The organism is Dermacoccus abyssi, from assembly GCF_003515945.1.
Taxonomy (GTDB): Bacteria; Actinomycetota; Actinomycetes; order Actinomycetales; family Dermatophilaceae; genus Dermacoccus; species Dermacoccus abyssi.
The window spans coordinates 32,059-45,629 of record NZ_QWLM01000012.1 but is presented as its reverse complement, the minus strand read 5'-3'; the positions used below and the strand labels follow the sequence as shown (position 1 = coordinate 45,629).

General features: G+C 67.1%; 14 protein-coding genes and 2 tRNA genes. 9 read left to right on the top strand and 7 right to left on the bottom strand.

Features of this window, described 5'->3' with window-relative positions; all coding sequences use genetic code 11:
- Nucleotides 1-62: 62 nt before the first annotated feature.
- The 5 genes from gyrA (at nt 63) to D1832_RS10605 (ending at nt 4,116) form a co-directional block, all read left to right on the top strand.
- Nucleotides 63-2,828 carry a DNA gyrase subunit A gene (gyrA, locus tag D1832_RS10620; protein ID WP_118913925.1) on the top strand — a complete coding sequence of 922 codons (2,766 nt, stop codon included), beginning with the start codon at nt 63-65 and terminating at the stop codon, nt 2,826-2,828.
- Nucleotides 2,825-3,352 carry a DUF3566 domain-containing protein gene (locus D1832_RS10615; RefSeq protein WP_118913923.1) on the top strand — a complete coding sequence of 176 codons (528 nt, stop codon included), beginning with the start codon at nt 2,825-2,827 and terminating at the stop codon, nt 3,350-3,352. The genes gyrA and D1832_RS10615 overlap by 4 nt, the downstream gene beginning before the upstream one ends.
- A 428-nt stretch (nt 3,353-3,780) precedes the next feature.
- A tRNA-Ile gene (locus D1832_RS10610) sits at nt 3,781-3,857 on the top strand.
- Between the two features lie 33 nt (nt 3,858-3,890).
- The gene (locus tag D1832_RS15375; RefSeq protein ID WP_165357973.1) at nt 3,891-4,031 is read left to right on the top strand and encodes a hypothetical protein; all 141 of its coding nucleotides are present in this window, start codon (nt 3,891-3,893) and stop codon (nt 4,029-4,031) included.
- Between the two features lie 12 nt (nt 4,032-4,043).
- Nucleotides 4,044-4,116 (top strand) — tRNA-Ala (locus D1832_RS10605).
- A 165-nt stretch (nt 4,117-4,281) separates the two neighbouring features.
- Here the strand turns inward: D1832_RS10605 and D1832_RS10600 are convergent.
- The 3 genes from D1832_RS10600 to D1832_RS10590 all read right to left on the bottom strand — a co-directional run bounded on the left by D1832_RS10600 (nt 4,282) and on the right by D1832_RS10590 (nt 6,973).
- On the bottom strand, nt 4,282-4,845 hold the full coding sequence (locus D1832_RS10600; RefSeq protein WP_047310850.1) for an NYN domain-containing protein: 564 nt from the start codon (nt 4,843-4,845) through the stop codon (nt 4,282-4,284).
- 72 nt (nt 4,846-4,917) lie between these two features.
- Nucleotides 4,918-5,562, bottom strand: a complete 645-nt coding sequence (locus tag D1832_RS10595) for a LysE family translocator (protein ID WP_206609391.1) — start codon at nt 5,560-5,562, stop codon at nt 4,918-4,920.
- A gap of 283 nt (nt 5,563-5,845) precedes the next feature.
- Nucleotides 5,846-6,973, bottom strand: a complete 1,128-nt coding sequence (locus D1832_RS10590; RefSeq protein ID WP_118913922.1) for a hypothetical protein — start codon at nt 6,971-6,973, stop codon at nt 5,846-5,848.
- A 219-nt stretch (nt 6,974-7,192) separates the two neighbouring features.
- On the opposite strand from D1832_RS10590, the gene D1832_RS10585 reads away from it, so the two are divergent.
- Nucleotides 7,193-7,711, top strand: coding sequence for a peptidylprolyl isomerase (locus D1832_RS10585; RefSeq protein WP_118913920.1), 519 nt, complete (start codon nt 7,193-7,195; stop codon nt 7,709-7,711).
- A 112-nt stretch (nt 7,712-7,823) separates the two neighbouring features.
- Complete coding sequence (locus D1832_RS10580; protein ID WP_118913919.1) at nt 7,824-8,732, top strand: rhomboid family intramembrane serine protease; 909 nt, start codon at nt 7,824-7,826, stop codon at nt 8,730-8,732.
- A gap of 111 nt (nt 8,733-8,843) precedes the next feature.
- Here D1832_RS10580 and D1832_RS10575 read toward each other — a convergent pair whose 3' ends face one another.
- Both D1832_RS10575 and D1832_RS10570 read right to left on the bottom strand, forming a co-directional pair.
- Complete coding sequence (locus D1832_RS10575; RefSeq protein ID WP_147362681.1) at nt 8,844-9,167, bottom strand: hypothetical protein; 324 nt, start codon at nt 9,165-9,167, stop codon at nt 8,844-8,846.
- Between the two features lie 538 nt (nt 9,168-9,705).
- Complete coding sequence (locus D1832_RS10570; RefSeq protein WP_118913915.1) at nt 9,706-9,867, bottom strand: cell division protein CrgA; 162 nt, start codon at nt 9,865-9,867, stop codon at nt 9,706-9,708.
- A gap of 167 nt (nt 9,868-10,034) precedes the next feature.
- On the opposite strand from D1832_RS10570, the gene D1832_RS10565 reads away from it, so the two are divergent.
- A complete protein-coding gene (locus D1832_RS10565) occupies nt 10,035-10,868 on the top strand; it encodes a DUF881 domain-containing protein (protein ID WP_241510976.1) in 834 nt (277 codons plus the stop codon).
- 46 nt (nt 10,869-10,914) lie between these two features.
- A complete protein-coding gene (locus tag D1832_RS10560) occupies nt 10,915-11,550 on the top strand; it encodes an aminodeoxychorismate/anthranilate synthase component II (RefSeq protein WP_118913913.1) in 636 nt (211 codons plus the stop codon).
- An 81-nt stretch (nt 11,551-11,631) separates the two neighbouring features.
- Here D1832_RS10560 and D1832_RS10555 read toward each other — a convergent pair whose 3' ends face one another.
- Nucleotides 11,632-12,429 (bottom strand): PASTA domain-containing protein, encoded by a 798-nt coding sequence (locus D1832_RS10555; RefSeq protein WP_118913911.1) that lies wholly within the window; start codon nt 12,427-12,429, stop codon nt 11,632-11,634.
- Nucleotides 12,426-13,493: a protein kinase domain-containing protein gene (locus D1832_RS10550; protein WP_118913909.1), complete on the bottom strand. Its 1,068-nt coding sequence runs from the start codon at nt 13,491-13,493 to the stop codon at nt 12,426-12,428. The genes D1832_RS10555 and D1832_RS10550 overlap by 4 nt, the downstream gene beginning before the upstream one ends.
- Nucleotides 13,494-13,571: the final 78 nt, after the last annotated feature.

Below are 13,571 nucleotides of genomic sequence, written 5' to 3'. Positions count from 1 at the left end.
CGTTTCACGTGAAACACCACCTAAGAACTCAATGAATTTCCCTTCGTCGAAGGAAAGAAACCATGTCTGACGACACGAACCTGCCGGGTGACGACGCGGCCGACCTCCCCGAGGTGCCCGCCGGAGACCCCGACGCGCCCGTGAGCGACGCCGCAGCGGCCACCGCCGGCACGCCCGGTGACGTCGAGACGCCGAAGGTGCCGAACACTCCGGAGGCTCGCGCCGCCGTCGAGGCCCCGGTCGCCCACCGCGTCGACCCCATCGACCTCAACGCCGAGATGCAGCGCAGCTACATCGAGTACGCGATGAGCGTCATCGTCTCCCGTGCGCTTCCGGACGTGCGTGACGGCCTCAAGCCCGTGCACCGCCGCATCGTCTACGCGATGTACGACGGTGGCTACCGCCCTGACCGTGGCTACAACAAGTGCAGCCGCGTCGTCGGTGACGTCATGGGTCAGTACCACCCGCACGGTGACTCGGCCATCTATGACGCCATGGTGCGCCTCGTTCAGCCATGGTCGATGCGTTACCCGCTCGTCGACGGCCAGGGCAACTTCGGTTCGCCGGGTAACGACGGCGCCGCCGCCCCGCGATACACCGAGTGCCGCATGGCGCCGCTCGCGTTGGAACTCGTGCGCGACATCCACGAGAACACCGTCGACTTCGAGCCGAACTACGACGGCAAGACGATGCAGCCCACCGTGCTGCCGAGCCGTTTCCCGAACCTGCTCGTCAACGGCAGCGCCGGCATCGCCGTCGGTATGGCCACCCAGATCCCGCCGCACAACCTGCGCGAGGTCGCCGACGCCGCACAGTGGCTGCTCGCCAACCCCGAGGCGAGTCGTGAGGCGCTCCTCGAGGAGTGCCTGCGCCGCATCCCCGGCCCCGACTTCCCGACGGGCGCCCTCATCATGGGCAAGAAGGGCATCGAGGACGCCTACCGCACGGGTCGCGGCAGCATCACGATGCGCGCCGTCGTCAATGTCGAGGAGATCCAGGGCCGGCAGTGCCTCGTCGTCACGGAGCTGCCCTACCAGGTCAACCCCGACGCCCTCGCCGAGAAGATCGCCATGCTCGTCAAGGACGGCAAGATGGCGGGCATCGCGGACATCCGCGACGAGACGTCGGGTCGTACCGGCCAGCGCCTCGTCATCGTGCTCAAGCGTGACGCCGTGGCGAAGGTCGTGCTCAACAACCTCTACAAGCACACGCAGCTTCAGCAGAACTTCGGCGCGAACATGCTCGCCCTCGTCGACGGAGTGCCCCGCACGCTGCCGGTCAGCGCGTTCATCCGCTACTGGGTCGAGCACCAGATCGACGTCATCCAGCGACGCACGCAGTACCGCCTCGACGAGGCCGAGAAGCGCATCCACATCCTGCGCGGTTACCTCAAGGCGCTCGACGCGCTCGACGAGGTCATCGCCCTCATCCGTCGTAGCCCCACGGTCGAGGAGGCCCGCGCCGGCCTCATCGACCTGCTCGACGTCGACGAGATCCAGGCCAACGCCATTCTCGACATGCAACTGCGCCGCCTCGCGGCCCTCGAGCGTCAGAAGATCGTCGAGCAGCACGACGAGATCCAGGCGCAGATCGACGACTACAAGGACATCCTGGCCAAGCCGGAGCGTCAGCGTCAGCTCGTCTCCGACGAGCTCGCCGAGATCGTCGACAAGTACGGCGACGACCGTCGCAGCCAGATCGTGCCGTTCGACGGCGACATGAACATGGAAGACCTCATCCCCGAGGAGGACGTGGTCGTCACCATCACGCACGGCGGCTACGTCAAGCGCACGAAGGTGAGCGAGTACCGCAGCCAGCGTCGCGGCGGCAAGGGCGTGCGCGGCGCGACGCTGCGCGGCGACGACGTGGTCGGGCACTTCTTCACCACGTCGACGCACGACTGGCTGCTGTTCTTCACGAACGCCGGGCGCGTCTACCGCACCAAGGGCTACGAACTGCCCGAGGGCTCGCGCGAGAGCAAGGGCCAGCACGTCGCGAACCTGCTCGCGTTCCAGCCGGGCGAGCAGATCGCCCAGGTGCTGCGCCTGCGCACGTACTCCGACCACGAGTACCTGCTGCTCGCCACGCGCAACGGCCTCGTGAAGAAGACGCGCCTGTCCGAGTACGACTCGCCGCGTTCGGGCGGCCTCATCGCCGTCAACCTGCGTGACGGTGACGAACTCGTCGGCGCCAAGCTCGCCGAGGCGAGCGACGACGTCCTGCTCGTCTCGCGCAAGGGTCAGGCCGTGCGCTTCGCCGCCACGGACGACTCGCTGCGCCCGATGGGCCGCTCCACGTCCGGTGTCACCGGCATGAAGTTCCGCGACGGCGACGAACTGCTGTCGCTCAGCGTCGTGCCCGAGGGTTCGAACGAGGTGGAGCGCGGCGCCGCCGAGAAGCTCTACGTCTTCGTCGTCTTCGAGAACGGCCTCGCGAAGCGCACCCCCGTCGAGGAGTACCCGACGAAGGGCCGCGCGACGCTCGGCGTCAAGGTCGCCACGATCTCCGAACGAGGCGGCGACCTCGTCGGCGCGCTCGTCGTCGAGAACCGTGACGAGGTCATGGTCGTCATGGAGAAGGGCAAGATCGTGCGCAGCGCCGTCAGCGAGGTGCGCGAGACCGGCCGCAACACCCAGGGCGTCCAGTTCGCCACCCCGGGCAAGGGCGACTCCATCGTCGCGGTTGCGCGCAACGCCGAGAAGGAAGCCGAGGAAATTGCCGACGAGCAGGTAGGTTCGGATGCGAATACGGCAGATGACGCAGAGGTGACAAACCCCTCGGAGGATGCCGTTACCGCCGAGAACGACGAGTCGGGAGACAGTGAGTGAGTAACTCGCGAGAACCGCGCACCAAACTGCCGGGCGCTGAGGCGACTGCTGCGGCACCACGCCAGGGACGCCCGCCGCAGCAGCGCGTCGCGTCACCAGCCGGCCGCTCGGCCGCGGGAGCGCCGAAGGGCGGCGCGGGGCGTCCGGCACCGCGGCGCACCACGCCTCGTCGCGTGCGCCTCACCCTGTCGCGCGTCGACACCTGGTCGGTTCTGAAGATCGCCTTCCTGCTGTCCGTGGCCGTCGCCATCGCGTCCGTCGTGCTCGTCGCGACGCTGTGGACCGTCCTCGCCGGCATGGGCACCTTCAGCGCCGCCAACGACATGCTGCGCACCCTCGACCGTCAGGGATCGCAGTTCGACATCCTCGACTACGTCGGATTCGGACGCGCCATCTCGTTCAGCATCGTCATCGGCGTGCTCAACATCATCCTCATGACGGCCATCGCCACCCTCACCGCGTTCCTCTACAACATCTGCGCCTCCCTCGTCGGCGGCGTGCAGTTGACCCTCAGCGACGAGTGAGCTCCCTTGTCCTGTCTTCCGGTGATGACCTCGCAAGCTCGGTCAGATCCCTCGGTGCGACAGGCCTTCGGGGGCGGGTCGGCTTCCAGCGTGGTCTCGTAGGTCTGCGCTGGTCCGGTTGGTTTGTTGGCAGGGTTTTCAGACCCGCGACTGAGGTCTGTCGCTGCTTTTCGAAGGCACTCACCACACTCGTGGTGGGGGCCTTCGGGCGTCTGCGGGCATCCTCGGTTCCAGCCGGTGCAGATGTCTGGATCTGGCCGCGATATATCGCCGTCAGATCGGCAGAAGTTCCCCAGATCCGGGTGGGGCTCGTCTGCGCGACGGCCCCTGCGTCGCCGGTGCCCCTCGGATTTGCGGGGCGCGCGCGGCGTAGGGTAATCTCAACGCTCGTGCCGCTCGGTGAACGAGCAGGCGCGGAAGCGGTGCAGGGGCCTATAGCTCAGTCGGTTAGAGCGCTGTCCTGATAAGACAGAGGTCACTGGTTCAAGTCCAGTTAGGCCCACCACCACTGCCCCTCGAGTTCGCTTGGGAGTTCCCGATGTACAAGGTTCTTCTCGCCGCCGCCGCCGCGGCGACAGCCATCTACGCGAACAGTGAGTACCAGAAGCAACAACTGGGCAAGGAGCTGTGGGCGAAAGCGACGGATCAGCCGGAGAACACCGCACCGGGCAAGAACTGACCGTCACCCCTCGGGGGTATGGCGCAATTGGTAGCGCACCTGCTTTGCAAGCAGGGGGTTAGGGGTTCGAGTCCCCTTACCTCCACCGAACGACGAAGGCCCTCACCGCACAGGTGAGGGCCTTCGTCGCGTCACGGGAGCAATTGGCGCGGCGACCGTAACGAAAGAAGGGCCTCGTGGGCGCGGTGACGCTCCCACGAGGCCCTTCTCCGGCGAAGTCTGCTTTCCCTGCGCGGAGGCGGGCCAGCACTCAGAGGTAGGCGATCGGGTCGAACTCGTCGATCGGGATGATGCGCAGCCGCGGCAGCGTCGCGTTGAACGCCTTGACGTCGTGCTCGAGGTCGAAGAACTCCATGCCCTGCGCCTCGAGGGGAGCGAAGCCCGAGTTGCGGAACTCCTTGAAGCCGATGAGTCCCACCTTGCGCGAGCCTCCGAGCAGCGGCTCCACCTGCGGCAGGAAGTCCCCGTCGTGGCTGACGAGCATGACGTCGGCCTGGTAGGTCCGCAGCGCGTCCAGCGTCTTCTGGATGGCCATGTCGACGACCTTTTCGTCGGACGCACCGGAGAGCGGAATCGGCTGGTAACCCAGGGCCGTCAGCGCCTGGATGAACGACATCGGCAGCTCGGGGCCGTTCGCGGCGAGGAAGAACAGACCCTTGGCATCCTGACGCCACTCCTGCTCCGCGAAGCGCAGCAGCCGATCCCAGCGCGGCCGCTCGTCCGGGTGCGGTCGTCGTCCGAGGATGGACGTGCCGAGCGTCGCGTCGATGTTCTCGCCGTCGATGAGCACGTAGGTGATGCGCTTGGTTGCCATGCCTTCAACCTATCCGTACCCCGCGCGGGACGCGCACCGACGGTGAATCATGCGGCACGAAGGGACCTTAGGTCAGCCCTCGGCGGCCAGAGCCCCCGCGAAACCGAGCATGACGACGCCCGTACCGCCCTCGACACCGCGGTTGACGAGCGGACGTGCCAGTGCATCGCGGGCACGCGTGGCCAGCCCCACGACGGCGAGCAGCACGATCGTGCCGACGATCGTCAGGGTGAGGGCGTAGGCGAGGAGCGTGAGCATCCCTGTGCCAGGGCCGGCGAACTGCGGCAGTACCGCGAGGTTGAACGCGAGCACCTTCGGGTTCGTGATGTTGCACAGGAATCCCTGACGGAACGAGCGGCGCGGGCTCCGCGGCGTCGCTTCCGGCGTCATGGCCCAGCCCTCGCTGCGCGCCTTGATGGCCGTACGCAGCGCCATGACGCCGAGGTGGACGAGGTAGGCGACACCGAGCCAGCGGATCGTCTGGAACACAGGCTCCGAACGGGCGATGATCGCGCCCAGCCCCGCCGCGGCGAGGACGCCCTGGGTGGCACCGGCGACCCCGATGCCGAGCGTCGTCCACAGCCCTCGAGCGCGGCCACCGATGACGGTGTTGCGCAGCGTGAGGAACGTGTCCGGGCCCGGTGCACCGCGGTGGCCGTCGCGAACACGACGGAGCTGAGGAAGTGCGCCATGAACGGACTGTACGGCCGGCGCCACCGAATCCGCGCGTGCCTGCCCACGCTGTGGGCGCGAGGCGGCGTTCCGCTGACGACGACGTCGAACAGGGTTACCCCGATGGGACGCGCCGATTCCCTCGGCTAGCAGAATCTAGTTATTTGTCTATCAACCGAAAGAAGCAGTGATCGACCTTTGGTGCAACGCAGCGCCGAAGCCGGGCCCGGGCGTCGGGGAAGGCGCTCACACGACGCGTCAGGAGCAGGCACACGACGAGGGGCCGCCCCCCAGCAGGGAAGCGGCCCCTCGAGCGGAGCGACTGGTCTCAGACGTCGCCGCGCGCGGCGCGACGCGAGCTGCGCGTCTCACCTTCGAGTGCCTCGGTGGACATGTGGCCCGACTCCTCGGCCTCGGTCCACGTGGCAGCGGTGCCCGGCCCACCTGCCGGCTCGGCCGTGCCGTCGCCCGCGGGGCGCACCATCGTGGTGTCGTCGGCCTTGCTGAAGTCGGTGACGGGGTTGTTGATCGTCATCTCGTCCGAACGGTCAGCCTTGCTGTCCGCGATGGCAGCCTCGGAGAGCTGGGCGTTCTTGGCCTTCTTCTTCTGCTGGTCGGCGTACACGAGGTAGCCGGCACCGGCGAGGGCGGCCGCACCGACAACGATGAGGAAGCCACCCTTCTTCTTCTTGGGTGCGAGGGCCGGGGCGTAACGCGCGACCTGCTCCTGCGCACCGTCGGGAAGCTGACCCACGACGTTGTGCGAGGCGGCGGTGCCGGCGGCGGCGGCCGTCGCGAGGATCTCCTTGAGGTGCGGGAGCAGCTCGTCCTTGTAGAAGTCGCGAGCGTTGTCGGCCGTGAGGCCCTTGTCCTCGGCGACCTGCTGGGCCTGGCCCTTCAGAGCAGCAGCCTTGTAGGCGACGTCCTGGCGCGTGTCGACGCCGAACTTCTTCGTCGCCTTCTTCTCCGCGCGCGATGCCTTGGCACCGAGGAAGCCCGCCAGAGCGGCAGCCTTCTTGTCGGCCTTCTTCTTCCTCTTCTCGGCGCCCTTGTCGGCCTGCTTCGCGAACTTGGACGACTTCTCGTCGGCCTTCTTCGCAGCCTTGCGGCCCTTCTTCTCGGCCTCGTCACGCGCGTCGGCAGCGGACTCGGCGACGTCGGCGATCTTCGCGGCGGCGACGGCCTTGGGCACGCTCACCTTGTCGGCGGCAGCCTCACGCTGGTCGGCAGTGGCGTCGGCAACCTTCTCGAGGTGCGGCGCAGCGGCTTCGCGGGCTTCCTCTGCCTTCTCCATGATGAAGTCGCGGGCCTCCTCGGCCTTCTCTGCGAGGGTGGGGACGATGTCCTTCTCGGTCTTCGCCTTGGCCTCAGCGGCCTTCGTCGAAGCCAGGTCGACCGCGGTGAGCGCAGCCTCCTTGGCCTTCTCGGTCTTGGTGGGTTCGGATTTCCACAGCACGGCTGTTCCTCTCCTGCGGGTGGATACTCTTCTGCCTCTTATCCTGCCTTGTTCGCTGCCCGCTTACCAACCGGTTCGGCAGGTCGGACGGTGGGGATGTCGGCCGGGCCCACACCAAGGGACGGAGACGTCGGCCTCGTGACGCCCGGGCTTCCGCCGAGTGCGAACACCCGCGAGGCCGCCGTGCCCGTGTGCGTTTCACGTGGAACACTGGGTGTCATGATCGCGACACTGCACACCAACCACGGTGACATCAACATCAACCTCTTCCCGACCCAGGCGCCGAAGACCGTCGAGAACTTCGTCGGCCTCGCCAAGGGCACGAAGGAGTACAAGGACGACGCCGGCCGCACCAACCCGCAGCCGTTCTACGACGGCCTCACGTTCCACCGCATCATCCCGGGCTTCATGATCCAGGGCGGCTGCCCGCAGGGCATCGGCATCGGTGGCCCCGGCTACACGTTCGACGACGAGATCTCGCCCGAGCTGAACTTCAACTCGCCCTACATGCTCGCCATGGCCAACGCCGGTAAGCGCATGGGCAAGGGCACGAACGGCTCGCAGTTCTTCATCACGGTTGCCGACACGAGCTGGCTGCAGGGCAAGCACACGATCTTCGGCGAGGTGGCCGACGACGAGTCCAAGAAGGTCGTCGACGAGATCGCCGCCGTCCGCACGGGCGGCCAGGACAAGCCGGTCGAGCCCGTCGTCATCGAGAGCGTCACGATTTCCGAGTGATCGCATCCGTGCCCTCGCTCCGAACGGTGTGAGGGTGCGGGAGACAATCGTGTGGCCCCGTCGTTGTCATGACGACGGGGCCACACGCATGAGAAGGGCAGAGACGAGAACGATGAGCGTTCCGCTGGACAACGGTTCGTACGACGAGCAAGGGATCCCGGTGTGTCCGAGGCACCCGGAGGTCGCGGCCTACACGCGCTGCCAGCGCTGCGGACGTCCGGCATGCACGCAGTGCCAGGTGCCGGCCTCGGTCGGGTTCCAGTGCGTCGACTGCGTCGCCGCCGAGCGCAAGGCGAACCCGATGCCGATGCAGCGGTCGGAGCTCGGCATGCCCGCCGCGCCGGGACGCCCGCTCGTGACCTTCGGCATCATCGGCATCTGCGTGGCCGTCTGGGTGGGTGAGCTGATGAGCTGGAGCTTCTTCGGCAACGTCGCTTTCATCGCCCTGGCAGCACAGGACGAGCCGTGGCGTTACATCACGAGCGGCTTCGCGCACGACCGCAGCAACGTCATCCATCTGCTGTTCAACATGATGGCGCTGTACTTCATGGGGCAGTACCTCGAGCCGATGTTGGGCCGTCTCCGCTTCGCGGCCCTCTACCTCGTGGCGGTGCTCGGTGGGTCGGTCGGCTATCAACTGCTGACTTCGGCGCCCGTTCGGGGTGGCGACCTCTACGCGTCGGGATGGGCGACTCCGCTCGTCGGTGCGTCCGGTGGTGTGTTCGGCCTGTTCGTCGCCGTCATCGTGCTCAACCGACACCTGGGGCGCGAGATCGGCCCGATGCTCACCCTCATCGCCATCAACGTCGTGCTGGGCTTCACGATGAGCAACGTGGCGTGGCAGGCACACCTCGGTGGCGCGATCGTCGGAGGCATCGCCGCCGGCCTCTTGTACGCCGTGCGCCGCCGCTCGGCGGCGATCCAGCTCGGTCTGCTCGGTGGTCTCGCCGCGCTACTGTTCGCAGCTGCCTACGTCAGTTTCGCGATGGCCGACCTCAGCTGGATCCAAATCGTGCGCTGATACCAGGACGTCACGCCAAGAGGGCTTCATCGAGTGTTCGATGAGGCCCTCTTGTGTTGTCTACGTCAGGTGCAAGATACGGACAGAGTGATGCATCGTGCCGAACTCGGGTCACGAACAGACGGCGAGGGGGTTCGTGGCTCCTGGACGCTCGACGATGGTCTCCTTGTGGCCCGAGCTGTCCTGGAACGTGGCACGGTTGCCGTCGATGATGACCCAGCCGCGCTGATAGGGGTCGTCCCACCCCTTCGGCGTCCCGGCCTCGCTCGCGAGAGGGCCGCCCTCGCGGACATACCAGGTGCCGTTGTTGTTGAGTTCGCGCACTCCGCAGTGCGTGTAGAGCTTGAACGGCCCGGGCGACTCGCCGGGCGTCGCGTAGGTCCAGCCCGTCACCACGGCAGCCAGGCCCAGCATGGCCACCGACGTCCGCGTCACGTACCCATGACCTGAGTGTGCGCCGCGATGCCGCCGCCGTCCAGAGGTGAGTTCTTTCGTCATCAGGACGGTTCCATGGCGTGGTGAACGCTCGCAGTTCGCCGCAACGTCGATGAGAGCCTATCCACATCTCTCGCCTCAGCTCCAGATGGGGCAAGACAAACCGAGCAAGCGTCGTCCCCAGCTGTGGAAGACCCCCTCAACTGCGTCCGAAACCAGGGTTTTCCACAGTTTCCACAGGCATGGGTGTGGAGAAACCCGCGGAATGGGCGGCGTGTCGTGGGGCCGGGCCCGGTGAGTCACATGAGTTGTCCCCAGCTGACCTGCCCTTTTCCACCGGTGGACCACCGGTTTTCCACTGATCTGGATGCTTGTCCCCGGGCCGTCCACGCGTTGTCCCCAAGTTTGTCCACAGTTGTGGAAAACGACAGCCGTGTAATTACACACAGGCTGTGGATAACTCTGGGGAAAACATCCCACAACGTCGGATGCCCTCGACCCAATAGGGCCGAGGGCATCCGACGAAGTCGAAGGGGCGCTACTTCCAGCGCGTCATCATGATGAATCCCACCATGATGAAGGCGAAGCCGACGACGATGTTGATCGCATCGACGTTGGGGATCGGATACGCGCCCGAACTGATGTAGTACGTCATGACCCACACGAGGCCGAGGAGCATGAGGCCGAGAGCGGTCGGCACCCACCACCTGGGGTTGAGGCCGCCTCCGGAGGCGCGCGCGCAGCGGCGTCGGAGTTCTTACGGGCCACGGGGTACCCCTTCCGTGTCAGGCGTTCTGGAGGTGAGTCAACTAAGGTGAGAGCCTAGTTGACTCACTCGCCGGTACGCAGCATGAAGGAGGCGTCCGCGTGGCCGATTCGCCCAGCACTCCCGCGACCGACGCGCCGAATGACGCACCGAACGAAGCGCCCGGCGTCGAGCAGAACGAGAGTGTCCGGATGCCCTCGCGCCGCCGCGTGAAGCTCTGGCAGGTCGCCGTCCCGATCGTGACGCTCGTGGCCGGCCTCATGTTCGCCGTCAGTTCGCGTGCGGCCCACGGCATCGATCTGCGCTCGGGCAACACACAGCTCAGCGACGTCGTCGCCGGAGCCGACCGACGCGTCAAGGGGAAGCAGCAGTCCGTCGCTAGCCTGCGCCGTCAGGTCGAACAGGCGCAGAGCGCCGCCGCGAAGAAGGACGGACCAGCCGCACAGGCGTCCAAGATCAACGCTCAGGCGTCGAAGGAGGAGGACCCGGCCGGTCTCGCGCCGCTGACGGGGCAGGCGATCACCGTCACCCTCGACGACAGCAAGAAGAGCGTCGACCAGCTGCCCGAAGACGGTACTCCCGACTGGCTCGTCGTCCACCAGCAGGACGTCCAGGCCGTGGTCAACGCGCTGTGGCGCGCGGGCGCTCGCGGCATGATGCTCATGGATCAGCGCGTCGTCTCGACCAGCGCGGTGCGCTGCGTCGGCAACACCCTCATCCTTCAGGGTCGTGTCTACAGCCCACCGTTCACGATCAAGGCCATCGGCGACCCGGTGAAGCTCAAGGCAGCCCTCGACGACGACGAAGCGGTGAAGATCTACAAGCAGTACGTCGACCTCGTCGGGCTGGGCTATGACGTCAAGACGGAGCAGAACGCGTCCTTCCCCGCGTTCACCGGCTCGCTCTCCCTGAAGTACGCCCGGGCCCAGCGCTGACGGCGGCGCTGGGCCGTGCGAGATGGGCGCACCTAGACTGGTGGGCATGACCGACTCGCCGCGCATTCTCGTCGTCGACAACTACGACAGCTTCTTCTTCACGATCGTCGGCTACCTCCAGCAGTTGGGCGCCGAGACGACGGTCCTGCGCAACGACGCGATCAGCGCGGCCGATGGCGCCGATTTCGACGGCGTGCTCGTCTCGCCTGGTCCCGGCACCCCGGAGGACGCCGGCGTCAGCATGAAGATGATCGAGGCGTGCGGCGAGCGCAACCAGCCGATGCTCGGGGTGTGTCTCGGCCACCAGGCCCTCGGCGTCGTCACGGGCGCGACGGTGGGGCGTGCGCCGGAGTTGCTGCACGGCAAGACGTCCGAGGTCTTCCACGACGGCACGGGCGTGCTCGAGGGTCTCTCCGACCCGTTCACCGCCACGCGCTACCACTCGCTGACGATCGACCCGGCCACCGTCTCCGACGAACTCGTCGTCAACGGTCGCACCGACACCGGAATCATCATGGCGGCCCATCACCGTGACCTGCCGTTGCACGGCGTGCAGTTCCACCCCGAGAGCGTCATGACGGTCGGTGGTCACCGCATGCTCGCCAACTGGCTGCGGATGTGCGGCTCCACGACGGCCGTCGAGGCGAGTCACGACATGGCGCCGCTCGTGCGCGCGAGCTGACCCGCCGTCGCCCGGCCACGCGACACCGACGTCGAAGGGCCACCCCGGCCGAATCGGGGTGGCCCTTCGAGGTCTTCGTGACTAGTCGTCCTCGTTCGGCGGGCTCGCCGTGTTCGACGGCGTGAGCTCGGTCGTGTCACTCGGCGAACTCGGCTTGGTGCTCGAGGAGGTGGAACTGCTCGAGGAGCTGGAGCTCGACGACGAGGAGGACGGTGTCGACGTCGGTGAGGGCGTCGCCGTGACGGTGGCCTCGGGCTTCTGGCCGACCACGACGACCACGGCCGTGCCGTTGTCCACCTTCCTGCCCTGATCGGGCACGGAGATGACCTTGCCCTGCTTGGTCTCGTCGTCCGTGCGCTCGTAGGTCACGCTGATCGACAGGTGCGCCTTGTAGAGCGCCTGCGTCGCCTCGTCCTGGGTCTTGCCGACGAGATCGGGCACGGTGACCTTGCCGCTGCTCGGGTAGAGCGTGATCTCGTTGCTCGCACCGAGCGTCGAGCCGGCCTTGGGGTTGGTCTCGGCAACCTTGCCCGAGTCGACGCCGCTGTCGTCCTTCTTCTCCGAGGAGACCTTGATGCGGTCGGCGTCGATACCTGCGGAGATGAGGGTCTGGCGCGCTGTCTCGACCGAGTCGCCCACGACGTCGGGCACCTTCACGGAGTCTGGGCCCGTCGAGACGGTGAGCGTGACGGTGGAGTTGCGGTCGGCCTTGGTGCCGCCCGGCGGGTCCTGCCCGACGACGGTGCCTTCGCTCTGGTCGGAGGACGTCTCCTTGCGCTCGACCGTGAAGTCTTGCGACAGAGTCGAGAAGGCCTGGTCGTAGGTCATGCCCTCGACCTTCGTCACCGTGACCTGGTCGGTGGTGCCGCTCGGGTTCATGAAGAGGTAGCCGATGCCGAGGATGGCGGCGAGGGCCGCGATGACGGCGAGAGCCCACAGACCGCCGCGCGAACGCTTCGGCTCGTGACGCTCGTCGAGTTCCGCCGTGTGGTCGGCGCCGCGAGAGCTGCGCCGCGGCGCGTGTAGTTGACGACCTCCGTGCTGTCGCCTGCGGCCTGGGTACTCGCGAGGGCGGCCGCGGAGATCTCCTGGCCGGAGCGAGCCGCGAGCACGTCCGAACGGAACTCGCCGGCGCTCTGGTAGCGAGCGTCCCGCTTCTTCTCGAGCGAGTGCAGGACGACGGCGTCGAGCTCGGGTGACACCGAGTGCTCGTACAGCGACGGCGGCTGCGGCTGCTCACCGATGTGCTGGTAGACGAGGCTGACCGGCTCACCGACGAAGGGCGCACGCCCGGTGAGTAGCTCGAAGAGCACGCAACCTGCGGAGTACAGGTCGGTGCGCGGGTCGACGCTCTCGCCTTGGGCCTGCTCGGGGGAGAGGTAGCGGGCGGTACCGACGACGGCCTGGGCCGACGTCATCGTCGCGCCGACGTCGGCGAGGGCTCGCGCGATACCGAAGTCCATGACCTTGATGTTGCCGCCGCGCGTCACCATGACGTTTCCGGGCTTGATGTCGCGGTGGACGATGCCCTTGGAGTGGCTGTACTCGAGGGCCGACAGGATGCCCATCGTCACACGGCAGGCCTCGTCCGAGCTGAGCTTCTTCTCGTCGTTGAGGATCTCGCGCAGCGTCTGGCCGTCGACGTACTCCATGACGATGTAGGGGATGTCGACGGTGCCGCCGCCGGCCTCGACGAAGGTGTCTTCACCCGAGTCGTACACGGCCACGATGTTGGCGTGGTTGAGCCCGGCCGACGACTGCGCCTCGCGGCGGAAGCGCTGGAGGAAGGAGGGGTCGCGCGCGAGGTCGGAGCGCAGGATCTTGATGGCGACGGAGCGTCCGAGACGGGTGTCGTGGCCGGCGTGAACCTCGGCCATGCCACCGCGACCGATGAGCTCACCGACCTCGTACCGCCCGCCGAGAATGCGTGGTGCCGTGCTCATGCGGTCTCCTCCTGAGATCTCGTCGGGGTGGTCGGTCGTCGGGTCGTTCGTGCGTGGTTCGCCGGTGGGTGGTTCGTC

Coding starts and splice junctions, on each gene's coding strand:
- D1832_RS10555 (WP_118913911.1), bottom strand. CDS start 12,429: ATGAACCCGAGCGGCACCACCGACCAGGTCACGGTGACGAAGGTCGAG.
- gyrA (WP_118913925.1), top strand. CDS start 63: ATGTCTGACGACACGAACCTGCCGGGTGACGACGCGGCCGACCTCCCC.
- D1832_RS10585 (WP_118913920.1), top strand. CDS start 7,193: ATGATCGCGACACTGCACACCAACCACGGTGACATCAACATCAACCTC.
- D1832_RS10560 (WP_118913913.1), top strand. CDS start 10,915: ATGACCGACTCGCCGCGCATTCTCGTCGTCGACAACTACGACAGCTTC.
- D1832_RS10600 (WP_047310850.1), bottom strand. CDS start 4,845: ATGGCAACCAAGCGCATCACCTACGTGCTCATCGACGGCGAGAACATC.
- D1832_RS10580 (WP_118913919.1), top strand. CDS start 7,824: ATGAGCGTTCCGCTGGACAACGGTTCGTACGACGAGCAAGGGATCCCG.
- D1832_RS10550 (WP_118913909.1), bottom strand. CDS start 13,493: ATGAGCACGGCACCACGCATTCTCGGCGGGCGGTACGAGGTCGGTGAG.
- D1832_RS15375 (WP_165357973.1), top strand. CDS start 3,891: ATGTACAAGGTTCTTCTCGCCGCCGCCGCCGCGGCGACAGCCATCTAC.